The organism is Enterobacter chengduensis, from assembly GCF_001984825.2.
Taxonomy (GTDB): domain Bacteria; phylum Pseudomonadota; class Gammaproteobacteria; order Enterobacterales; family Enterobacteriaceae; genus Enterobacter; species Enterobacter chengduensis.
On the sequence record NZ_CP043318.1, the window covers coordinates 2,631,612 to 2,653,987 of the forward strand.

Genomic DNA, 22,376 nt, shown 5'->3' on the forward strand with positions numbered 1-22,376 from the left:
GGAAAGCGTATGACGTTCTGGAGCATCGTGCGCCAGCGCTGCTGGGGGTTACTCCTGGTGGTGGCCGGTGTCTGTATTATCACCTTTATTATTTCACACCTGATCCCCGGCGACCCGGCCCGTCTGCTGGCCGGCGACCGCGCCAGCGACGACATCGTGCAGAATATTCGCCAGCAGCTGGGGCTGGATCAGCCGCTGTACGTTCAGTTTGGCCGCTACGTGGACGCCCTGGCCCACGGTGATTTAGGCACGTCCATTCGCACCGGGCGCCCGGTTGCAGAAGACCTGAAGGCCTTTTTCCCCGCCACGCTGGAGCTGGCCTTTTGTTCCCTGCTGCTGGCGCTGGTCATCGGCGTGCCGCTGGGGATTTTGTCGGCGGTGTATCGCAACCGCTGGCTCGACCACCTGGTGCGATTAATGGCGATGACCGGGATCTCCACCCCGGCCTTCTGGCTTGGGCTGGGCGTCATTGTCCTGTTTTACGGGCACCTGCAGATCCTGCCGGGCGGCGGCAGGCTCGACGACTGGCTCGATCCGCCGACGCACGTCACCGGGTTTTATCTGCTGGACGCGCTGCTGGAGGGCAACGGCGAGGTCTTTTTCAATGCGCTGCAGCATCTGATTTTACCGTCGCTAACGCTGGCGTTTGTTCACCTGGGCATCGTGGCGCGTCAGGTCCGTTCCGCGATGCTGGAGCAGCTTAGCGAAGACTACATCCGCACCGCCCGCGCCAGCGGCCTGCCCGGCTGGTACATCGTCCTGCGCTACGCCCTGCCGAATGCGATGATCCCGTCGATTACCGTGCTCGGGCTGGCGCTGGGCGATCTGCTGTACGGTGCCGTATTGACCGAAACCGTTTTTGCCTGGCCGGGGATGGGTGCCTGGGTGGTGACGTCCATTCAGGCGCTCGATTTCCCTGCCGTGATGGGCTTCGCGGTCGTCGTTTCGCTGGCCTACGTGCTGGTTAATCTGGTGGTCGATCTGCTTTACCTGTGGATTGACCCGCGAATCGGGCGCGGAGGTGCCGAATGATGTTAACGCAGGAAACGCCCGTCCCGGTGAAAACCGCCAGACGGCGCATCAGCTGGGCAAAGCTGTTCTGGATGCTGCGTCAAAGCCCGCTCACGATCGTGGGCGGCGTGATTATGCTCGTGATGCTTTTCATTATGGTGGCCGCATCGTGGATCGTGCCGCACGACCCGAACGCGCTGGATCTGACCGCCCGCCTGCTTGCGCCCTCTGCGCAGCACTGGTTTGGTACCGACGAGGTGGGCCGCGATCTGTTCAGCCGCGTGCTGGTCGGCAGCCAGCAGTCGATTACCGCCGGGCTGGCGGTGGTGGTGATTGCCGGCGGCATCGGCTCGCTGCTGGGCTGTCTGTCCGGCGTGCTGGGCGGGCGCGGCGACGCCGTCATCATGCGGGTGATGGACATTATGCTCTCCATTCCCTCCCTGGTGCTGACCATGGCGCTGGCCGCCGCGCTTGGCCCGAGCCTGTTTAACGCCATGCTGGCGATTGCAATCGTCCGCATCCCGTTTTACGTCCGACTGGCGCGCGGGCAAAGCCTGGTGGTGCGCCAGTTTACCTACGTTCAGGCCGCCCGCACGTTCGGCGCCTCCCGCTGGCATTTGATCCGCTGGCATATCCTGCGCAACGCCCTGCCGCCGCTGATTGTGCAGGCGTCGCTGGACATCGGCAGCGCTATTCTGATGGCCGCCACGCTGGGGTTTATTGGCCTGGGCGCGCAGCAGCCCACCGCCGAATGGGGCGCGATGGTGGCCGTTGGCCGTAACTACGTTCTCGACCAGTGGTGGTACTGCGCCTTTCCCGGTGCGGCGATTTTGATTACCGCCGTGGGCTTTAACCTGTTTGGCGACGGTATCCGCGACCTGCTGGATCCGAAGTCAGGAGGCAAACAGTGATGACCGAACCGGTACTGCATATTGAAGACCTGCACCTGAGCTTCCCGATTTTTCGCGGGGAGGTCCACGCGCTGAACCACGTTTCGCTGGCGATCGGCAGGGGCGAAATCGTCGGCGTGGTGGGCGAATCGGGATCGGGTAAATCCGTGACCGCCATGCTCGCCATGCGCCTGCTGCCGGAGGGCAGCTACCGTATCCATCACGGTAAGGTGACATTGCTCGGCGAAAACGTCCTGACGGCGTCCGAGAAACAGCTTCGCCAGTGGCGCGGCGCAAAGGTCGCGATGATTTTTCAGGAGCCCATGACCGCCCTCAACCCGACGCGGCGGATTGGCAAACAGATGGTGGAGGTGATCCGCCAGCATCGGCCGCTTTCCCGGCGCGAGGCGCAGCAAAAGGCAATTACCCTGCTGGAAGAGATGCAAATTCCGGACGCGAAGCAGGTCATGGCGCGCTATCCGTTTGAACTCTCCGGCGGGATGCGTCAGCGGGTGATGATCGCCCTTGCCTTCTCCTGCGAGCCGGAATTGATTATCGCCGACGAACCGACCACGGCGCTGGACGTTACCGTCCAGCTGCAGGTGCTCCGCCTGCTAAAGCACAAGGCGCGGGCCAGCGGCACCTCGGTGCTGTTTATCAGCCACGATATGGCCGTGGTCTCGCAGCTGTGCGACAGAATGTACGTCATGTATGCGGGCAGCGTGATCGAGAGCGGCGCCACGCAAACGCTGATCCACCAGCCTGTACATCCTTATTCCATCGGCCTGCTGCAGTGCGCGCCGGAAAACGGCCAGCCGCGCGATCTGCTTCCCGCCATCCCCGGCACGGTCCCCAACCTCAGCCAGCTTCCGCAGGGGTGCGCGTTCCGCGAGCGCTGCTTTGCCGCCGGGGCGAAATGCAGCGAAACGCCGCGCTTACAGCCGAATGGCGCAGAAGGTCAACAGGCCGCCTGCTGGTATCCGCAACGGGAGAAACACCATGTCTGATGTACTGCTGGAACTGGATAGCGTGCACGTGAACTTTGCGGCGCGTAAAAACTGGCTGGGGCGCGTGACGGAACAGGTGCATGCGCTTAACGGGCTCGATCTTGAGATCCGCCGGGGGGAAACGCTGGGCATTGTCGGGGAGTCCGGCTGCGGGAAAAGCACGCTGGCCCAACTGCTGATGGGCATGCTTAGGCCCAGCACCGGCGCGTGCCACCGCGCGCATCACGCGGGCGGCATGCAGATGGTGTTTCAGGATCCGCTCTCCTCGCTCGACCCGCGCCTGCCGGTCTGGCGCATCATCACCGAGCCGGTGTGGGTGCAAAAGCGCAGCCCCGAGCGGGAACGCCGCCAGCTGGCGGAGAACCTGGCGCTGCAGGTGGGCATTCGCCCGGAGTATCTCGACCGGCTTCCGCACGCCTTCTCCGGCGGGCAGCGCCAGCGCATCGCCATCGCCCGAGCGCTCTCGTCCGACCCCGATATTATCGTGCTTGATGAACCGACCAGCGCGCTGGATATCTCCGTGCAGGCGCAAATCCTCAACCTGCTGGTGAACCTGCAGCAGCAGCGTAATCTGACCTACGTGTTAATTTCACATAACGTCTCGGTGGTCAGACACATGAGCGACCGCGTGGCGGTGATGTATCTCGGCCAGATCGTGGAGTTGGGCAGCGCCGCGCAGGTGCTTGGCGAGCCGCGACACCCCTATACCCAACTGTTGCTCGATTCTGTTCCCCGCACCGGCGAACCTCTGGATGAATCGCTGGCGTTGCGCAAAACGGAACTTCCCGGCAACCGCCATCTGCCCGAAGGCTGTTTTTTCCGTGACCGCTGCCCGATGGCCGCGCAGGGGTGTGAACGTCCCCAACCATTACAGCCCTCACGCGAGGGCCGTAACGTTCGCTGCTGGCGCAGCCTGGGTTAGATTTGCGCCATCCCACCGTCCACGAACAGCTCGTTGGCGTTAATAAAGCTGGCCGCGTCGGAGGCCAGAAACGCCACCGCTTTACCCACCTCACCCGGCGCGCCTAAGCGTCCGAGAGGGACCTGCGCGGCCAGCGCGTCGTACAGCCCCTGACGTTGTTCTTCCGGCACCAGGTCGCCGAGACCGGGGGTTTTGATTGGACCCGGGCTGACCACGTTGACGCGGATCCCTCGGCCCTGCAAATCCAGCGCCCAGGAGCGGGCAAAGTTACGCACGGCGGCCTTGCTGGCGCTGTAGACGCTAAAGTTTGCCGTCCCCTTAATGGACACCGTCGAGCCGGTCAGAATAATCGACGATCCGGCGGAGAGCAGCGGCAGCGCCTTCTGCACCGTGAACAGCACCCCGCGAACGTTAGTGCCGAAAATCCGATCAAACTGCTCTTCGGTGATGGCGCCCAGCGGCAGCATATCGCCGCCACCCGCATTGGCGAACAGAATATCGAGGCGGCCTTCCTCTTTTGCGATCCGGGCATAAACCTCATCCAGATCGGCAAGTTTAGAAACGTCGGCGCGAATGCCCACTGCCGTTGAAGCGATTTCAGCCACCGCCGCGTCAAGCTCGGCCTGGCGACGCCCGGTGATGTAAACCTTCGCGCCCTGAGCCGCCAGCTCCTGCGCCGTGGCAAGACCAATACCGGTGCTGCCGCCGGTGACCAGTGCGATTTTTCCTGAGAGAGTCGTGTTCATGTCATTTACCTTCAGTTGGGTTTGCGTTGAACAAACTTTAGCCCTTGCGGCATTACTGAAAAACAGGCAAAAATGAAAATAACTATTCACCCAGAGAAATAATAAGAGGGGCATGATGGACCAGCTAATGGCGATGCGCGCCTTTACGCGGGTTGTCGAATCCGGCAGTTTTACCCGCGCCGCGGACTCGCTGAATATACCGATCGCCACCCTGAGCAAGCTGGTGAAATCTCTCGAAACGCATCTGGAGATCCGCCTCCTGCACCGCACCACGCGCCGGGTGGTCGCGACGCCGGAAGGGATGGAATATTATGAAAAAGCGCTCAGGGTGCTGATTGATATCGAAGATATCGACACGTCGTTTCGCGTCTCCCGCGCAACGCCTAAGGGGCATCTGCGCGTCGACGTGGGCGGCTCTACCGCCCGCGACGTGCTCATCCCCCTGCTGCCGGATTTTATGCAGCGCTACCCGGATATCCGCATCGATCTTGGCGTGGCCGACCGGCCCGTGGACTTAATCAGCGGTAACGTAGACTGCGTGATCCGCGGCGGCCCGCTGGACGATTCGACCCTTATCGCTCGCCATCTCGGGAACGCTGAAATGGTCACCTGCGCGACGCCGGGTTACCTGAGAAACCATGGCGTCCCGGCCTATCCGCAGGAGCTGCGCAACGGCCACAAGCTGATTAGCTATCTCTCTCCCGCCACCGGGCGGCCGTTTCCGTTTCGCTTCAGGCAGAACGGCGAGGCGATGGAAATCAATATTCCGCACTATCTCGGCGTGAATGAGAGCAATGCCCATCTGGCCGCTGCCGTGGCAGGGTTGGGGATCGTGCAGACGTTTGAGTATTCGGCAAAGCCGTATTTGCAGGCGGGAACCCTGGCGGCAATCCTGGGCGACTGGCGCCATGCCGCATACCCGTTTCATGTGGTTTACCCCCAGAACCGGCATTTGACGCACCGTCTGAAGGTATTTATCGCCTGGCTGGCGGAAGTCTTTCCCGCCGCGCTGAGGGGATAGCCGGGCGCGAACCCGGCTGGGGCTTAGTTGAGTTTGTAATCGAGCGTGATGTCGGCTTTCAGCAACTGCGACACCGGACAGCCCGCTTTGGCTTTCTGAATGATGCCGTCGAACTGCTGGGGGGCGATGCCGGGAACGGTCACCTTGCTTTTAAGCGCAACCTTTGTGATGGCAAAACCGCCGTCGGTTTTGTCCAGGGAGACGTCCGCCGTGGTATCAATGGAATCGGCGGTATAGCCCGCTTCCCCGAGCATCAGCGACAGCGCCATCGAAAAACAGGCCGCATGTGCCGCGCCGATCAGCTCTTCCGGGTTGGTCCCCTTTTCACCCTCAAAGCGGGTATTGAAACCATAAGGCTGCTGATTGAGAACGCCGCTCTCGGTGGAAACCGTCCCTTTACCGCGCTTAATGTCGCCAGACCAGTGTGCCGAACCGTGCTTATGAATAGTCATTCTTGCTCTCCTTTTGGCTTACAAAGGGTTAAGTATAGAAGGCTGCTCAGATTCTGCGGCGAAGACAGACAAGTCTTAGTCGCCGAGTAGATGATGCGCCAGCGCGTCGAGGAACACGCGCAGCGCGGCGGGCTGGTATTCACGGGACTGATAAATACCGTGAATTGCCAGCGGTTTCGGCTCCAGCTCACTCAGCACCGGCACCAGTAATCCCTGCTCCAGCGCGGCACGCGCTTCACGCTCCGGCAGCATGGCGATACCGCAGTGCTTCATCGCCGCGTCCATGAGCAGCGAAGAGATGCTGGCGCTCAGGTTACCGCTGACGGCCACGCTCAGGCTTTCGCCTTCCGGCGTCAGGAAATGCCAGGACTGACCGGCAAAAAAGCTGTAGTGCAGGCAGTTGTGCTGGGCTAGTGCTTCAGGGCTGGCGGGCGTACCGTGCTGAGCGAGATACTCCGGCGAGGCGCAAAGCACCGAGCGACACTCTCCCAGCTGGCGGGCAATCATGCCGGGTTCGGGGTTGTCGGTAATGCGCACGGCCACGTCAATACGCTCTCCCACCAGGCTGACCGGGTGGTTGTTCACGTCCAGCTCAATGCGCAGCTGCGGGTAGCGCGCGAGCACGCCGGGCAGCACCGGCGCTATCAGGTGCATCGCGGTAAAGTGCGCGCAGGCCACCCGCAGGGTGCCGGAGGGCAGATCTTTCTCCGACTGGCCTTCAATTTCCTGCGAGATCTGCGAGAGCGTGCGCGTTTTTTGCAGCACCTTTTCCCCTGCCGCGGTCAGCGTCAGCTTGCGCGTGGAGCGGTTCACCAGGCGCGTGCCCGCCCACTTCTCCATTTGTTCCAGGTAGCGGCTGACCATCGGTCGCGAGATACCCAGCGCGCGGGCCGCCGCGCTCAAACTGCCCAGCTCGCATATCCGGTTGTAGACCTGAGCGGCAATAACGCGATCCATAGAAGCTCCATTTGCTCGATTTATGAAACTAAGCATGTCCTGTTTCAGGAATTCTGGCAAATGCAATTATCCGTACAATAGAAACATTCCTGAACAACAGAGACAACAGCATGAAACTCACCCACCTTGCCCTGCTTTCCACCCTCTTCACGCCGGCTGTTTTTGCCGCGCCGTTGACCATTGATACGTATAACCCGCAGGAGAAAGGCATTTTCCCGGTCTCCTCCACCCTGGTTTCCGGTCCGAAAGAGGCGGTGCTGTTTGACGCGCAGTTCAGCGTGAAGGATGGCGAAGCGCTGGTAGAGAAAATTCGCCGCAGCGGCAAAACCCTGAATAAGATTGTGATCACCTCCGGCGATCCGGACTTCTATTTTGGCCTGCAGCCGCTGGTGAAAGCCTTCCCGAATGCCAAAGTGGTGGCCACGCAGCACGTGGTTGACCATATTAAAGCCACCAAAGACGCCAAGCTCGCCTTCTGGGGCCCGCAGATGAAGGACGGCGCGCCGACGGAGCTGATCGTCCCGCAGGTCCTCGCGTCCACGACGTTTATGGTTGACGGGGAAAAGGTCGATATCGAGCAGCCTGACGGCTACGCGGCCTATGTGTGGATCCCGTCAGCAAAAACGATCCTAGGCGGTACGGGGGTGGCCTGGGGGATCCACGTCTGGACGGCTGACACCCAGACGGCAGAAAGCCGTAAGCAGTGGCAGGAAACCCTTATGAGCATGGCGGCACGCAAACCCGAGCGCGTGATCCCGGGTCACTATCTCGGCACGCCACCTGCCGGTACGGGCGCGATTGATTTTACCCGCGACTATCTCCAACGCTTTGACAAGGCCCTGGCCGCGCACAAAGATTCCGCAGGCGTCATCAGCACCCTGAAAAAACAGTACCCGAGCCTGGCGGACGAGAGCTCGCTGGAATTAAGCGCCAAAGTGAATACCGGCGAAATGAAGTGGTAATTTAAAATCTGCTCCTGCTATATTTCCGCGATAGCAGGAGCGCAGTCATAATATCCACCGCCGTTACCCGTCAATATATCCACACCGTTTAAATGTGCATAAAAGCATGCACTTATGTCATTTTTATTTCTAAGATGAATCTGAGACACAATCGGGAAGATATTTGCCATTCTGTTTGTGAATTAAATTTTTGCGAGCCGTACCATTAAACAGACAACGACACGGAGGCAGCATGTTTACTTATTACCCGGCTAATACCGCAGCAGCACAACCCGAACTCGTTAACGCGATTGCACAGGGTCTTCACGCCGAGCATGGTGCTGTGACTGAAGATGACATTTTGATGGAGCTGACCAGGTGGGTCGAATCCACAGATAATGACATCCTCAGTGACATCTACCAGCAGACCATTAACTACGTCGTCAGCGGGCAAAACGCACCCTTGTAAAAACCTGCTAAGCTGGATCTGCAACCTAAGGGGTTACATTTCGTTTGCGTAAGCAAACTGGTCCTTAAAACTATCAACAGGATTGAGGAGTTAACATGAAATCGAACCGTCAGGCACGCCATATTCTGGGACTGAACTACAAGCTTTCTAATCAGCGTAAAGTGGTGATTGAAGGCGACAACGAAACGCAGGTCACTCACGCCACCGGCAGAAAACGCCACGCGGGCAAGTAGGTTCCAGACTGAGATCCAGAACACCATCGGTAACCCCGGTGGTGTTTTTGTTTATGTGTTGCGGTAATTAATATTTAGCTCCTTTATAATACCGCCTGACCGCACCCCATCGCACAGGCCAGAAAGATGACAAACAGCAGTGCCAGGGACGGATCTTCATAAAAAGAGTGAGTGACATGGACAACAAACTGAAAAAACATCGTTCCTTATACATCCCATACGCCGGACCGGTTTTACTCGAATTTCCCCTGCTTAACAAAGGCAGCGCCTTCAGCATGGAAGAGCGCAGCAGCTTTAACCTGCTTGGCCTGCTGCCGGAAGTGGTTGAGACCATTGAAGAACAGGCGGAGCGCGCGTGGATCCAGTATCAGGGTTTCAAAACGGAAATCGACAAACATATCTACCTGCGTAACATTCAGGACACCAATGAAACCCTCTTCTACCGCCTGGTGCAGAACCATCTGGAAGAGATGATGCCGGTGATCTACACACCGACGGTGGGTGCCGCCTGCGAGCGTTTCTCAGAGATCTACCGTCGTTCACGCGGGGTATTCATCTCCTATCAGAACCGTCACAACATGGACGATATTCTGCAGAACGTGCCTAACCACAATATCAAAGTGATTGTGGTCACCGACGGCGAACGTATTCTCGGCCTCGGCGACCAGGGCATTGGCGGGATGGGGATCCCCATCGGTAAACTCTCTCTCTATACCGCCTGCGGCGGCATCAGCCCGGCCTATACCCTGCCGGTGGTGCTGGACGTCGGGACCAACAACCAGCAGTTGCTCAACGACCCGCTCTATATGGGCTGGCGTCACCCGCGCATTACCGACGACGAATATTATCAGTTTGTCGACGATTTCATCCAGGCCGTGAAGCACCGCTGGCCGGACGTGCTGCTGCAGTTTGAAGACTTTGCCCAGAAGAACGCGATGCCGCTGCTGAACCGCTATCGCGATGAGATCTGCTCCTTTAACGACGACATTCAGGGCACCGCAGCCGTGACCGTGGGTACGCTCATCGCCGCCAGCCGCGCGGCCGGCAGCCAGCTGAGCTACCAAAAAATCGTCTTCCTTGGCGCAGGCTCCGCAGGATGCGGTATTGCCGAGCAGATTATCGCCCAGACGCAGCGCGAAGGCTTAAGCGAAGAGCTGGCCCGCTCCCGCGTCTTTATGGTGGACCGTTTCGGCCTGCTGACCGACGGCATGCCGAACCTGCTGCCGTTCCAGACCAAGCTGGTGCAGAAACGCGAAAACCTGAAAAACTGGGATACCGACAACGAAGTCCTTTCCCTGCTGGACGTGGTGCGCAACGTGAAGCCGGATATTCTGATCGGCGTGTCCGGGCAAACCGGTCTCTTCACCGAAGAGATCATTCGCGAGATGCACAAGCACTGCGAGCGCCCTATCGTGATGCCGCTGTCTAACCCGACCTCCCGCGTGGAGGCGACACCGCAGGACATCATCGCCTGGACCGAAGGCAACGCGCTGGTTGCGACCGGCAGCCCGTTCGATCCGGTGGTCTGGAAGGATAAAACCTATCCGATTGCCCAGTGCAACAACTCCTATATCTTCCCGGGCATTGGTCTGGGGGTGATCGCCTCCGGCGCGTCCCGCATTACCGATGAAATGCTGATGTCGGCGAGCGAAACCCTGGCGGGCCACTCGCCGCTGGTCAACGATGGCGAAGGTCTGGTTCTGCCTGAGCTGAAGGATATTCATAAGGTGTCGCGCGCTATCGCGTTTGCGGTGGGTAAAATGGCGCAACAGCAGGGCGTGGCGGTTAAAACCTCCGCCGACGCGCTGCAGCAGGCCATCGACGACAACTTCTGGAAGCCTGAATACCGCAGCTATCGCCGTACGTCGATTTAATCCGCTCCGCCCGGTGGCGCTTCGCTTACCGGGCCTACGGGCTGGCTGTTTTCCCTCTCCCTGTGGGAGAGGGTCAGGGTGAGGGCAACAAACCGCACCATCGAATACCCACTAGCCAAACCTCCTTTCCCCCGCTACACTGCTTTCATCCATTAACCTACTGAATATATAAGGAGGCCAATTATGCTGTACTGTGAAATTTTCAATGTTTCACATACATTTGGTGATCGCACCTGCTCAAGCGTTATCGGTATCGTGCTGCGATAACTTCTGCTTGAGCGAAGACACCAACCCCTGAAATCCCTTCTCTCGGGCTTACTGAGTTATCGTCAGCGATGTTTGACGAGGCATAAACATGCCTGTGACTCTTGGGTAAGCAACAATGAGCACTTTACTCACTGCACAATCTTTACGCGTTGATACGGCGTTTGGCACGCTTTTCGACTCCCTCTCCTTTACGCTGAAAAAAGGCGACCGCATTGGCCTGCTGGGCGATAACGGCTGCGGAAAAAGCACGCTGCTCAAGGTGCTGGACGGCAGCGATTCCCCTGCTGCCGGTACGGTGGCGCTGGCCGGGCACTGCCTGATGGCCCGCGTGGAACAGCATCTCCCGGACGACATTTTCCCGCTGACCATGATCGATGCCGTACTCGCACAGCTGCCTTTAGCGGAGCGCGAAAGCCTGCGCTGGAAAGCCGAAACGCTGCTGGCGGGCATGGGCTTCACGCCGCAGGATATGGCGCTGCAATCCGCCACGCTGAGCGGCGGGCAGCACACCCGCCTGCTGCTGGCGCGGGCGCTGATTCACGAGCCGGACCTGCTCCTGCTCGATGAACCCAGCAACCACCTTGACCTCCCGACCATGCTCTGGCTGGAACACTTCCTACTGAACTGGTCGGGCAGCTTCGTGCTGGTCTCGCATGACCGGCAGCTGCTGGATGCCGTCACCAACGGCAGCTGGATCCTGCGTGATAAAACGCTGCACTACTTTGCCCTTCCCTGCACGGCCGCACGCCGGGCGCTTGAGGCAAAAGATGAGAGCGATGCGCAGCGCCACAGGGCGGAGCAAAAGGAGATCGACCGCGTGACCGCCAGCGCCAAGCGGCTGGCAACCTGGGGCAAGGTTTACGACAACGAAGACCTCGCCCGCAAAGCCAAACAGATGGAAAAACAGGTCGAACGGCTGAAAGAGAGCCAGACGGCGCTCACGGCAGGCAGTCCGTGGACGTTAACCCTGCGCGGCGACGCGCTGCGGGCAGACCGTCTGCTGGAGATGGAGGGCCTGAGCGTCCCGCCCGCGCCCGGGCTACCGCCGCTGTTTAACATCGAAACGGCGCGGCTGAAAAGCGGCGATCGCGTGGCGATTGTCGGTCGTAACGGCTGCGGCAAATCATCGCTGATGAAGCTTATCTGGCGCTCTTTTTGCGATGAGCAGAGCGACGCGGGGCTGAAAATCCACCCGCGCGTGTCGCCGGGCTATTACGACCAGACGCTACACCAGCTTGCGGACAACGCCACGCTGCTCGACGCGCTGGAGCCGTTCGCACCGGATCCGCAGCACCGCAAAATGGCCTTGATAAGCGCCGGTTTCCCGTGGGCGCGTCACAGGCAAACGGTCAGCACGCTCAGCGGCGGCGAACGCTCGCGTCTGCTGTTCGTGGGCCTGACGCTTGCCCGCTACAGCCTGCTGATGCTGGATGAGCCGACCAACCACCTCGACATGGAAGGCAAAGAGGCGCTGGCGCAAACCCTTCAGCAGTTCGACGGCGGCGTATTGCTGGTCAGCCATGACCGTCAGTTAATCAGCCAAAGCTGCAACCGTTTCTGGCTGATTGAAGAAGGCACGCTGAGCGAGTGGCACGATGCCCAGGCGGTGTTTGAGCGCCTGCGGGAAAGCGCGGGGCTGGTGACACCCGCCGCGCCTGACATCGCTGCGGCGACGGTGCAATCCTCGCCGTATGACGATCTGCTCGAACGGCTGGTCGCGCTGGAAACGCTGCTGGAGGACGATCTGGCGCGTAAGCCGAAGCATCAAAAGCCGCAGCTGCAGGCACAATGGCGTAAAGAGATCGAGGAGATAGAAGCACGGCTGTAGGTCTGCGCCCGGCGAGCATCTCGTCGGGCCAGTATTTTCCCCCTAAATAATTAGAGGAACGCCGTATTCTTAATCTGAAATCGCATTAAATAATGACATTATGTTGCCGTTGCCTTGCATTACGGCGCTAAAGAATTAATCCTTGAGGAGTATTACACCTGCTGTGCAGATACTCATCATGAACAAGGAGATACACATGAAGGCTGCTGTTGTTACTCAGGATCATCAGGTTAACGTCACCGAAAAAACCTTACGCCCGCTCAAGCACGGGGAAGCCCTGCTGAAGATGGAATGCTGTGGCGTATGCCATACCGATCTCCACGTAAAGAACGGTGACTTTGGCGATAAAACCGGCGTGATCCTCGGCCACGAAGGGATTGGCGTCGTGAAAGAAATCGGCCCTGGCGTGACGTCGTTGAAGGTCGGCGACCGCGCAAGCGTGGCCTGGTTCTTTGAAGGCTGTGGCCACTGCGAATACTGTAATAGCGGTAACGAAACCCTCTGCCGTGATGTGAAAAATGCCGGTTACTCCGTAGATGGCGGCATGGCGGAAGAGTGCATCGTTACCGCGGATTACGCGGTAAAAGTGCCTGAGGGTCTGGATTCCGCAGCGGCCAGCAGCATCACCTGCGCGGGCGTGACCACCTACAAAGCGGTGAAGGTATCGGGCATTAAACCGGGCCAGTGGATTGCAATCTATGGTCTGGGCGGACTGGGCAACCTCGCGCTGCAGTACGCCAAAAACGTCTTTAACGCCAAAGTCATCGCTCTTGACGTTAACGACGAACAGCTGAAGCTGGCGGCCAGCATGGGTGCGGATCTCACCATCAACTCCCGCAGCGAAGATGCCGCGAAAATTGTCCAGGAGAAAACGGGCGGCGCGCATGCCGCGGTCGTCACTGCCGTCGCAAAAGCGGCCTTCAATTCAGCGGTTGACGCCGTGCGTGCCGGTGGCCGCGTGGTCGCGGTGGGCCTGCCGCCGGAAGCGATGAGCCTCGATATTCCGCGTCTGGTGCTGGACGGTATTCAGGTGGTGGGTTCGCTGGTCGGCATCCGTCAGGACCTGCAGGAGGCGTTCCAGTTCGCCGCGGAAGGCAAGGTCGTGCCGAAAGTCACGATGCGTCCAATCGAGGACATCAACGCCATCTTTAAAGAGATGGAACAGGGCCAGATCCGTGGCCGTATGGTGATCGACCTGCGTTCATAATCGTCCACCTTTTATCACCGCTCCTCTCCGGGGCGGTTTTTTTATAGCCATTTTCCGGCAATCCTTATCTTAATTCCTTTGTTCCCTTGTTTTCCCCTGCGCCCGATGATGAATCCGACGCTAACAAGAAGATAACAAAGGAATTCACCATGCCAACCCCATTTCGTCTGCCGCTGCTGACGGCGCTGATTCTGACGACCACCGCAGCCTGGGCCGCGGATGCGCCCGTCAAAGGCGGCACGCTGATTTATCTGGAGCAACAGGCCCACACCAACCTCTATCCGCCTGCCGGCGGCTTCTACCCGAACGGCGGCATTTTAAATCAAATCACCGACAAACTGACGTGGCAGAACCCAAAGACGCTGCAGGTGGAGCCGTGGGTCGCCGAAAGCTGGACCACCAACGCCGATAAAACCGAATACACCTTTAAAATTCGCCCGGGGATCACCTTCTCCGACGGCACGCCGCTGGACGCCACCGCCGTGGCGAAAAACTTTGATACCTACGGCTTAGGCAATAAGGCGCAGCGCCTGCCGGTGTCAGAAGTAATCAATAACTACGATCGCAGCGAGGTGGTCGACCCGCTGACCGTGAAGTTCTTCTTCAAAAAACCGTCACCGGGATTCCTGCAGGGCACCGCCACCATCGGCTCGGGCCTGGTCTCGCTCAGCACGCTGAAGCGTAACTTCGAAGAGCTGGGAGACGCCCGGCATATCATCGGCTCCGGCCCGTTCGTGGTGAAGGACGAAAAGCTGGGTCGCGAGGTGACGCTTGAAGCGCGCAAAGATTACCAGTGGGGGCCAAAAAATCTGCCGCAGCAGGGGCCGGCCAATCTCGACGGCATCAAGTTTATCGTCACCCAGGAAGACAGCGTGCGCGTCGGCGCCCTGCTGGCCGGTCAGGCGGATTTTATTCGTCAGGTACAGGCGTATGACGAAAAGCAGGCCACCGATCGGGGCTATAAAATCTACGCTGCCCCAACGCGCGGGGTGAACGACAGCATTAGCTTCCGCCCGGATAACCCGCTGGTCTCCGACGTTCGCGTGCGACAGGCGCTTCTGCACGCCACCAATGCAAAACAGGTGGTCGAGACCCTCTTCTCGGCCAACTATCCGCAGGCGAAGTCGGTGATTGCCGATTCCGCCGCGGGCTTTGTCGATCTCAGCGACAAGCTGACCTTTGACCCGGCAAAAGCCAACCAGCTGCTGGATGAGGCAGGCTGGAAGGCGGGCAGCGACGGGATCCGCGCCAAAAACGGCCAGCTGCTGGCGCTGACGGTGTATGAGTCGCTGCCGCAGCCGCAGAACAAAGAGGTGCTGCAGCTCCTTGCCCAGCAGTGGCGACAGGTGGGCGTGGCGCTGAGCGTCAAGGCCGGTGACGCAGGCAGCCGCACGCTGGATAACCTTGACCCGCTGAAAACCCCGCTCACCGTCTCCGAAGTGGGACGCGCCGATCCGGACGTGATCAAAAGCATGTTCTACCCCGCTAACCGCGACGCGCTGCTGCAAAAGGGCGGATCCAGCGACAAGGTTAAAAACTTCCGCGACGACAAGCTGAATGCCCTGCTGGTGAATATTTCTGCCGAAGTCGATCCGCAAAAACGCCTCCAGCTGACGGGTGACGCCCAGCGCTACCTGCTGGATAACGCCTACGTCATTCCGATTTTCGAGGAGCCGCAGGTCTTTGCCGGCGCGCCGTGGCTGAAAGGCGTAAATTTCGAAGCGGTAGGCCGCCCGTCGTTCTACGGCGCGTGGATTGAGAAACACTGAGGAGCTGACGATGCGCCACGCACTTCTTCAACGCTTTGGGCACGGGCTGCTGGTGCTGTGGGCCGCCTTTACCCTCTCGTTCGTGTTGCTCCAGGTGCTGCCTGGCGACGCGGTGCTGATTAAATTTCAGAACCCGGACCTGGGCCTAAGCCCGGCGCAAATCGAGGAGATGCGCGTGGCCTACGGCGCGGACAGCCCGCTGTGGCAGCAATACGGCCACACGCTGCTGGCAATGCTGCGCGGGGATTTCGGCTATTCGTTGCAGGCCGGCGTCCCGGTCAGCGAGCTGATCGCCAGCAATCTGCCGGATACCCTGAGCCTTGCCCTGCCCGCGTTTGCACTCGCGGTCCTGCTGGCGTTTGCGATCGCCTTTGCGTCGCGCCTGCCGGGCCTGCGCTGGCTGAGCAATACCCTCCAGTCTCTGCCGGTTCTGTTTATCTCCTTACCGACGTTCTGGCTGGGGATTGCCCTCATCCAGCTCTTCTCTTTTCAGCTGCGGCTGATCCCGGTGATTAACCCGACGCCGCTGCAGGGGCTGATCCTGCCCGTCGTGACCGTCGCGATCCCGATTTCCGCCCCGCTGGCGCAAATTCTGATGCGCAGCCTGGACCAGGTGGCGACGCAGCCGTTTGTCGCCGTGGCGCGGGCCAAAGGGCTGAGTGAAACCGCCGTCCTGTGGCGTCACGTGACAGGCAACGCCCTGCTGCCGGTCCTGAACGTTGCCGGGCTGCTGCTGGGCGAGCTGATTGCCGGGGCGCTGATCGCGGAAACCGTTTTTGGCCGCAGCGGGCTCGGCCAGCTGACCCAGCAGGCGGTGAATAACCAGGACATCGCCGTGCTTCAGGCGGTGGTGATGATTTCCGCCCTCGGTTTTGTCCTGATCAATCTGCTGGTGGATCTGCTGATGCCGCTGCTGGATCCTCGTCTGCAAACCGTTGCCGGAGGTGCATCATGAGCCTGGTCGATTACGCTGCCGCCGCGCGAAAACGCGTTCCGACGTGGCGGGGAATAGCATGGCAGCCGGGACTGTGGCTGGCATGGGCGGTGATGATTCTCGCCGTTTTTGCCGCCGTGGCCCCCGGCCTGTTAACCCACTTCAGCCCGATTGAGGGTATCGCTGGCGCGCAGCGCCTGTCCCCGCAGGCGGGACACTGGCTCGGCACCGATCAGCTCGGCCGCGACGTTTATACGCGCATTGTGTATGGCGCGTCACACTCGCTGAGCGCGGCACTCGCTGCCGTCACGATGGGGCTGGTGGTGGGCACCGGTCTGGGAGTCATCGCCGGCGCGTTCGCCGGACGCGTCGAGTCTCTGCTGATGCGTTTCGTCGACGTGCTGCTCTCCATCCCGTCACTGCTTCTTTCGCTCACGGTGATTATTCTGCTCGGGTTTGGCACCGTTAACGCCGCAATTGCCGTCGGCGTGGCCTCCATTGCCAGCTTCGCCCGCCTCGCGCGCGGTGAGGTCGTGCGCATCCGGCACACGGATTATGTCGAAGCGGCGTTTGGCAGCGGCGGGACGTTTTTCGCCGTGCTGTGGCGACACATCCTGCCCAACGCCTTAACCGCCGTCGTCGCCTTCGCCACGCTGCAGTTTGGTCAGGCGATCCTGGCGCTCTCCACGCTGAGCTTTCTCGGCTACGGCACCCCGCCGCCCGTGCCGGAGTGGGGCTTACTCATCGCCGAAGGCCGTAACTATCTCTCTACCGCCTGGTGGCTCACCACCTTCCCCGGCGTGGTGGTCTTCGCCGTGGTGCTGGCCACCAACCGTATCAGCCAGCAGTTCAGCGGAGGCCTGAAATGACCGTACTATCGGTAGAAAACCTGACCATCAGCTACCGTACCGCCCGCCAGTGGCGCGAGGTGGTGCATAACGTGAGCTTCACCCTCAGGCGCGGAGAAATGCTGGCCTTTGTCGGCGAATCCGGATCGGGTAAAACGACCACGGCGCAGGCAATCATTGGCCTGCTGGCCGATAACGCCCGGCGCGACGCGGGAAAAATCGTCCTCAACGGCGAGGAGATCGGCCGCTGGTCAGCGAAGCGTCTTGATACCCTTCGCGGGGCGCGAATTAGCCTGGTTCCGCAGGATCCGGGTAATTCACTCAACCCGGTGAAGACGATCGGCGTGCAGGTCGGGGAAATTATTCAGCTGCACCAGAAAGTAAGCCGCGCCCAGCGCGACGAGCAGGTGCTTGCCCTGCTGACAAAGGTCGGCCTGAGCCACCCCGAACAGCGCATGACGCAGTATCCGCATCAGCTTTCCGGCGGTATGAAGCAGCGCGTGCTGATTGCCATCGCCATTGCCCTTCGCCCGGACGTCATCATTGCCGACGAGCCCACCAGCGCGCTGGACGTGACGGTGCAAAAACGTATTCTCGACCTGCTGGATATCCTGCGCCGGGAATCGGGTACCGCCGTTCTGTTTGTCACCCACGATCTGGCCCTGGCCGCGCAGCGCGCGGACAGGCTGCTGGTGTTTCGCAACGGTGAGGTTCAGGAGCACGGCGACACCGCCGACATTGTCCGCACGCCGCAGCACGCCTACACCCGTCAGCTGTTGAGCGACCTCCAGGGCCAGCGCCTGACCATTGCCCCGGTGGCAGGTCTGCCGCTCGCGTCCCCGGCCATTCGCGCTCGCGCCATCAGCAAACACTTCTCACTCGGCAAAGGCCATCAGCTTCAGGCGCTGGATCGCGTGACGTTTGACGTCAGGCGCGGCAGCACCCATGCGCTGGTGGGTGAATCTGGCTCCGGGAAAACCACCCTCGCCCGTATTTTGCTGGGTTTTGAACAGGCGGATAACGGACAGATCATTATTGATGACATTGATGCCACCGCGCTCAGCCGCGAGGCCCGCCGTCAGCTGCGCCAGAAGATCCAGTTTGTCTACCAGAACCCCTTTGCCTCGCTCGACCCGCGTCAGACGCTGTTTGACATCATCGAAGAGCCTCTGAAAAACTTTTCTCGCCTCGCGAAGGCGGAGCGAAAGGCCCGGGTGGAAACCGTAGCGCGGCGGGTTGCCCTGCCCGTCGAACTCCTGACCCGTACGGCCAGAGAGCTTTCAGGCGGGCAGCGCCAGCGCGTGGCCATTGCCCGGGCGCTGATCCTGGAGCCGACCATTCTGGTGCTGGACGAAGCCACCTCCGCGCTGGACGTCACCGTCCAGGCGCAGATCCTGGCGCTGCTTCAGCAGCTGCAGCAGCAGCTGGGATTAACCTACCTGTTTATCACGCACGATCTGTCTACCGTGCGCCGGATCGCCCACAGCGTCACGGTGCTGCGCAGCGGTCAGGTGGTCGAACACGGTGACGTCGAAACCGTATTCACGTCGCCGCAGAACGACTACACCCGCGAACTGATTGACGCCATTCCCCATTTTTCACCCGCTACGGAGGAGTTCGCATGACGCGAAAACGCCTGGGATTTTTCACCCGCCTGCTTGACGACGCCACGCCGAAGGAGCGCTATCGTCTGGCAACTGAGCAAATCCGCCACGCCGAACGCCACGGTTTTGACAGCGCCTGGATTGCGCAGCACCACTTTCATGAAAGTGAAGGCGGCCTGCCGTCGCCGCTGCTGTTTCTGGCGCACGTAGCCGCGCATACCGAAACCATACGCCTGGGTACGGCCATCATTACCCTGCCGATGGAAAACCCGCTGCGCGTGGCGGAAGATGCCGCCGTGCTCGATTTGCTCGCCAACGGGCGTCTTGAAGTCGGTTTTGGTTCCGGCGGCACGCCGACCTCATTCCTGCCGTTCGGCCTGACGTTTGAACAGCGCGGCGCGGCCTTTGCTGACCATCTGCATGCGATCCAGAGCGCCTGGCGCGGGGATTCGCTCACCCATCCGGATAACCACCTTTACCCACCTGCGCCGCAGCTGGCCGAACGTATCTGGATTGCCACCTTTTCCGTCGACGGTGCCGTTCGCGCCGCACGGGCTGGACACGGTTTAATGCTATCCCGCACGCAGCCGCGCCCGGCAGACCGGCCGGATCTCACGCTCGACGCGATCCAGAACCCGATTGTGGATGCCTACCTTGAGGCATTGCCCGTCGGTGTCGCACCGCGCATTCTGGCCTCCCGTACGGCGTTCGTCGCCGACAGCGACGACTATGCGCTGAGGGTCGCCACGCCGGGTCTCACTAAACAGGCCCAGCAGCATCGCGCTGCCGGACACGCGGTTAAAGGTGACACTGTCACAGATTTTCGTCGCCAGTTCGACGCCCATATCGGTTCGCCCGAGACGGTGCTGCGTTCGCTGCAGGCCGATTCCGTTCTCCGGCGCGCCACGGACATCTCATTCCAGGTCCATTCGGTCGAGCCCACGCATCGCGACACGCTGCGGTCCATCGAACTGATCGCCGAACATATTGCCCCCCATATCCATTGAGGAGATACCTATGTCATTAAGTCAGGACATTCTCGCCGAGCTGGCGGAAATTAAACCCGGTTCCTCTCTGGCAGAGGCGCGCGCCACGCGGGACGCCGCCACGCGCCATGCACAGGGCAGCTACGAAATTTTATTTACCCAGCAGGATAGCGATTTTGCGCTGGACGAGCGCTTCGCCGTGGCGGCAAAAGTCGCCAGGTGGCACAGCGCCGAGGCGCTGGCCGCGCACTATGCGGGGTTTGGCCTGGCAGACCCGACCTCAGACCGTCTGACCCCGGCGCTGAACTTCGCGCGGCTGCTGACCTTCTCCCCCGTCGAAGCCACGCCGACATCCTTAAGGGCGCTGACCCAGGCGGGATGGAGCAAGGAAGGCATCGTGACTCTGGCGCAGCTTATCGCCTTTGTCAGCTTCCAGAGCCGACTGATTGCCGGGCTGCGGCTGCTGAACGACAGGCCTGTCGCCACAAGCGACGCGCCGGTGGCGGCAGGCGTCTGGCACACGACCGCAGCCACGGCTACCGGAAAGGCGGCTCCCGTCGCGTTTACCCAGCGGGAGCTGGGCTGGGAGCCGTGGATCGCCGCCAGGCCGCTGGCGGATTTCCGTGACGACGAGGTGGCGATTCTGGCCAGGTTTGGCCACACCGATTCCGACTATTTCCGCCTGCTGGGGCGCAACCTGCCGGTGCTTGAACAGCGCACGCTGACCGATAAAGGGATTTTTTATACGCCGGGGGGATTGCCGCGCGCCGAGCGCGAGCTGGCGGCAACGGTCGCCAGTAAAATTAACGGCTGCATCTACTGCGCATCTGTCCATGCGCGCAAAGCCAGCCAGCTGTCAAAGGATGACGAGGCGGTAGAAGCCCTGCTGGCCGTGCGTCCGGGACAATCCCTGAGCGAGGGGCAGTCTGCGCGCTGGCAGGCGGAAATCAACTTTGCGGCGGCGCTGTCGGTGACACCGCCTGCCGCCACGCCGCTGCACCTCGCCGCGCTGGAAAAAGAGGGGCTGGATACCTTAGCCCAGCTTGACCTGGTGCAGTCCGCGGCGTTCTTCGCGTGGGCCAACCGACTGATGCTGACCCTGGGCGAGCCCTGGCTTGCCTGAATGAAATCAGGCTAGCGCGCGAGCATTAGCCTGGGCCCGTCGGGCGCGCAGGTAACCGTAGATCAGCAGCGCGCTCATGGCCGAGAACGAGAGTATCGCCGCAGGCAGCGTGACGTAGCGCCAGCTAAAGCCGAGGGTAATCATCATCCCGCCAAAGTACGCGCCAATGGCACTGCCGAGATTAAACGCCATCTGCCCCCCGGCCGCCCCCAGCATCTCACCGCCCTTCGCATTTTGCAGCAGCAGGATTTGCAGCGGCGCAGAGAGCGCGAACAGTCCGGCACAGCAGATAAAGCCCATGACCAGCGAGGCCGTTTTCAGTCCGCCAAAGGCGAAAAGCAGCAGCAGCGAGGCGACAATCACCATGTCGGTGGTGGCCGCAATGCGCAGCGGACTGAAGCGACCGGAAAGTTTTCCGCTTAACATATTGCCCAACACCATGCCGAGGCCCATCAGCATCATGATGGCGGTCATCACGCCTTCCGAAAAACCGGAAACGTTAACCATAAACGGCTTAACGAAGCTGAACCAGGCGAACACGCCGGCGTTGCCAAACATGGTGGCAGCAAAAATCAGCCAGGGCTCCGGTTTCTTCAAAAAGTGGAATTGCTCGGTCAATTTGATTTCTGATGTGTCGCGGATGTCCGGCACCCAGAGCAGGACCGAGAGGATCACCAGCGCATCGAACACGGCTATCAGGAAAAAGGTATAACGCCAGCTAAACTGGTGCCCCAGCCAGGTGCCCAGCGGAACGCCCACCAGGTTGGCCACGGTCATCCCGGCGATCATGCCTGCCACCGCAACGGTCACCTTCCCCGGTGGCGCAATTTTAGACAGGATAATCGCCCCGACGCCAAAAATGGCCCCGTGCGGAAAACCGGAAATCAGCCGCCCCATCGCCAGCCAGAAATACGATGTTGAAAACGTAAACAGGGCGTTCCCAACCGCGCACATGGCGACCAGAAACAGCAGCGTCGTTTTTAACGAGAACTTACCGGAGAACAGCGCCACGATGGGGGCGCCAATCACCACGCCGAACGCATAAAACGAGATCATATTCCCGGCGGCGGGAATCGAAATACCGGCGTCACGCGCCAGCTCGGTGAGCACGCCCATAATGCCAAATTCGGCCATGCCGAGGCCAAATGTGCCCAGAGCCAACGAAAATATTGTCTTTTTCATGCCTCAACCACGGGTTAATCACTCGCAACGGGCATTATTGAATAATCTTGTATGGTGAGCCAGTTCAAATCAGCTGGCTGACAGGTTAATCCATTAATTCAGGTG

Annotated in this window: 21 protein-coding genes; 17 read left to right on the forward strand and 4 right to left on the reverse strand. The window is 60.3% G+C overall.

Annotated elements, in window-relative coordinates:
• Positions 1 to 9: 9 nt before the first annotated feature.
• The 4 genes from FY206_RS12820 to FY206_RS12835 are packed head-to-tail and all read left to right on the forward strand — an operon-like array spanning position 10 to position 3,830.
• Positions 10 to 1,032, forward strand: a complete 1,023-nt coding sequence (locus tag FY206_RS12820; RefSeq protein WP_008501701.1) for an ABC transporter permease — start codon at positions 10 to 12, stop codon at positions 1,030 to 1,032.
• On the forward strand, positions 1,029 to 1,922 hold the full coding sequence (gene ddpC / locus FY206_RS12825; RefSeq protein WP_077064024.1) for a D,D-dipeptide ABC transporter permease: 894 nt from the start codon (positions 1,029 to 1,031) through the stop codon (positions 1,920 to 1,922). The genes FY206_RS12820 and ddpC overlap by 4 nt, the downstream gene beginning before the upstream one ends.
• Positions 1,922 to 2,908 (forward strand): ABC transporter ATP-binding protein, encoded by a 987-nt coding sequence (locus tag FY206_RS12830; protein WP_032640688.1) that lies wholly within the window; start codon positions 1,922 to 1,924, stop codon positions 2,906 to 2,908. Before ddpC ends, FY206_RS12830 begins: the two co-directional genes overlap by 1 nt.
• Positions 2,901 to 3,830, forward strand: a complete 930-nt coding sequence (locus FY206_RS12835; RefSeq protein ID WP_032640690.1) for an oligopeptide/dipeptide ABC transporter ATP-binding protein — start codon at positions 2,901 to 2,903, stop codon at positions 3,828 to 3,830. The genes FY206_RS12830 and FY206_RS12835 overlap by 8 nt, the downstream gene beginning before the upstream one ends.
• Here FY206_RS12835 and FY206_RS12840 read toward each other — a convergent pair.
• Positions 3,827 to 4,576 carry an SDR family NAD(P)-dependent oxidoreductase gene (locus tag FY206_RS12840; protein WP_077064025.1) on the reverse strand — a complete coding sequence of 250 codons (750 nt, stop codon included), beginning with the start codon at positions 4,574 to 4,576 and terminating at the stop codon, positions 3,827 to 3,829. The two genes, FY206_RS12835 and FY206_RS12840, sit on opposite strands and share 4 nt — an antisense overlap.
• A gap of 115 nt (positions 4,577 to 4,691) precedes the next feature.
• On the opposite strand from FY206_RS12840, the gene FY206_RS12845 reads away from it, so the two are divergent.
• Positions 4,692 to 5,597, forward strand: coding sequence for a LysR family transcriptional regulator (locus FY206_RS12845; RefSeq protein WP_032642600.1), 906 nt, complete (start codon positions 4,692 to 4,694; stop codon positions 5,595 to 5,597).
• A gap of 23 nt (positions 5,598 to 5,620) precedes the next feature.
• On the opposite strand, the gene FY206_RS12850 is transcribed toward FY206_RS12845, so the two are convergent.
• The gene (locus tag FY206_RS12850; protein ID WP_014883900.1) at positions 5,621 to 6,049 is read right to left on the reverse strand and encodes an OsmC family protein; all 429 of its coding nucleotides are present in this window, start codon (positions 6,047 to 6,049) and stop codon (positions 5,621 to 5,623) included.
• A 75-nt stretch (positions 6,050 to 6,124) separates the two neighbouring features.
• Complete coding sequence (locus FY206_RS12855) at positions 6,125 to 7,006, reverse strand: LysR family transcriptional regulator (RefSeq protein WP_032640696.1); 882 nt, start codon at positions 7,004 to 7,006, stop codon at positions 6,125 to 6,127.
• Between the two features lie 110 nt (positions 7,007 to 7,116).
• Between FY206_RS12855 and FY206_RS12860 the strand changes: the two genes are divergently transcribed.
• The 12 genes from FY206_RS12860 to FY206_RS12915 all read left to right on the forward strand — a co-directional run bounded on the left by FY206_RS12860 (position 7,117) and on the right by FY206_RS12915 (position 21,089).
• Entirely contained in the window at positions 7,117 to 7,968 is an 852-nt protein-coding gene (locus FY206_RS12860; protein WP_032640698.1) for a Vmh family MBL fold metallo-hydrolase, read from the forward strand.
• Positions 7,969 to 8,200: 232 nt separating this feature from the next.
• Positions 8,201 to 8,416, forward strand: coding sequence for a biofilm-dependent modulation protein (bdm, locus tag FY206_RS12865; RefSeq protein ID WP_008501713.1), 216 nt, complete (start codon positions 8,201 to 8,203; stop codon positions 8,414 to 8,416).
• Between the two features lie 95 nt (positions 8,417 to 8,511).
• Positions 8,512 to 8,649, forward strand: coding sequence for a stationary-phase-induced ribosome-associated protein (gene sra / locus FY206_RS12870; RefSeq protein ID WP_032640700.1), 138 nt, complete (start codon positions 8,512 to 8,514; stop codon positions 8,647 to 8,649).
• Between the two features lie 176 nt (positions 8,650 to 8,825).
• On the forward strand, positions 8,826 to 10,523 hold the full coding sequence (locus tag FY206_RS12875; protein WP_008501715.1) for an NAD-dependent malic enzyme: 1,698 nt from the start codon (positions 8,826 to 8,828) through the stop codon (positions 10,521 to 10,523).
• A gap of 382 nt (positions 10,524 to 10,905) precedes the next feature.
• Entirely contained in the window at positions 10,906 to 12,618 is a 1,713-nt protein-coding gene (locus FY206_RS12880; RefSeq protein WP_032640702.1) for an ABC-F family ATP-binding cassette domain-containing protein, read from the forward strand.
• A gap of 196 nt (positions 12,619 to 12,814) precedes the next feature.
• Positions 12,815 to 13,825 carry an alcohol dehydrogenase AdhP gene (gene adhP, locus FY206_RS12885; protein ID WP_032640704.1) on the forward strand — a complete coding sequence of 337 codons (1,011 nt, stop codon included), beginning with the start codon at positions 12,815 to 12,817 and terminating at the stop codon, positions 13,823 to 13,825.
• 149 nt (positions 13,826 to 13,974) lie between these two features.
• On the forward strand, positions 13,975 to 15,594 hold the full coding sequence (locus FY206_RS12890) for a TIGR04028 family ABC transporter substrate-binding protein (protein WP_032640706.1): 1,620 nt from the start codon (positions 13,975 to 13,977) through the stop codon (positions 15,592 to 15,594).
• A gap of 10 nt (positions 15,595 to 15,604) precedes the next feature.
• Entirely contained in the window at positions 15,605 to 16,549 is a 945-nt protein-coding gene (locus FY206_RS12895) for an ABC transporter permease (protein ID WP_032640708.1), read from the forward strand.
• Complete coding sequence (locus FY206_RS12900) at positions 16,546 to 17,397, forward strand: ABC transporter permease (protein WP_032640710.1); 852 nt, start codon at positions 16,546 to 16,548, stop codon at positions 17,395 to 17,397. Before FY206_RS12895 ends, FY206_RS12900 begins: the two co-directional genes overlap by 4 nt.
• Positions 17,394 to 19,001, forward strand: coding sequence for a dipeptide ABC transporter ATP-binding protein (locus tag FY206_RS12905; RefSeq protein ID WP_032640713.1), 1,608 nt, complete (start codon positions 17,394 to 17,396; stop codon positions 18,999 to 19,001). Before FY206_RS12900 ends, FY206_RS12905 begins: the two co-directional genes overlap by 4 nt.
• Positions 18,998 to 19,987: a putative FMN-dependent luciferase-like monooxygenase gene (locus FY206_RS12910; protein WP_045890090.1), complete on the forward strand. Its 990-nt coding sequence runs from the start codon at positions 18,998 to 19,000 to the stop codon at positions 19,985 to 19,987. The genes FY206_RS12905 and FY206_RS12910 overlap by 4 nt, the downstream gene beginning before the upstream one ends.
• Positions 19,988 to 19,997: 10 nt before the next feature.
• A complete protein-coding gene (locus tag FY206_RS12915) occupies positions 19,998 to 21,089 on the forward strand; it encodes an alkylhydroperoxidase domain protein (protein ID WP_032640718.1) in 1,092 nt (363 codons plus the stop codon).
• A gap of 6 nt (positions 21,090 to 21,095) precedes the next feature.
• Here the strand turns inward: FY206_RS12915 and araJ are convergent, their stop codons facing one another.
• On the reverse strand, positions 21,096 to 22,271 hold the full coding sequence (araJ, locus tag FY206_RS12920) for an MFS transporter AraJ (RefSeq protein ID WP_032640721.1): 1,176 nt from the start codon (positions 22,269 to 22,271) through the stop codon (positions 21,096 to 21,098).
• Positions 22,272 to 22,376 lie beyond the last annotated feature (105 nt).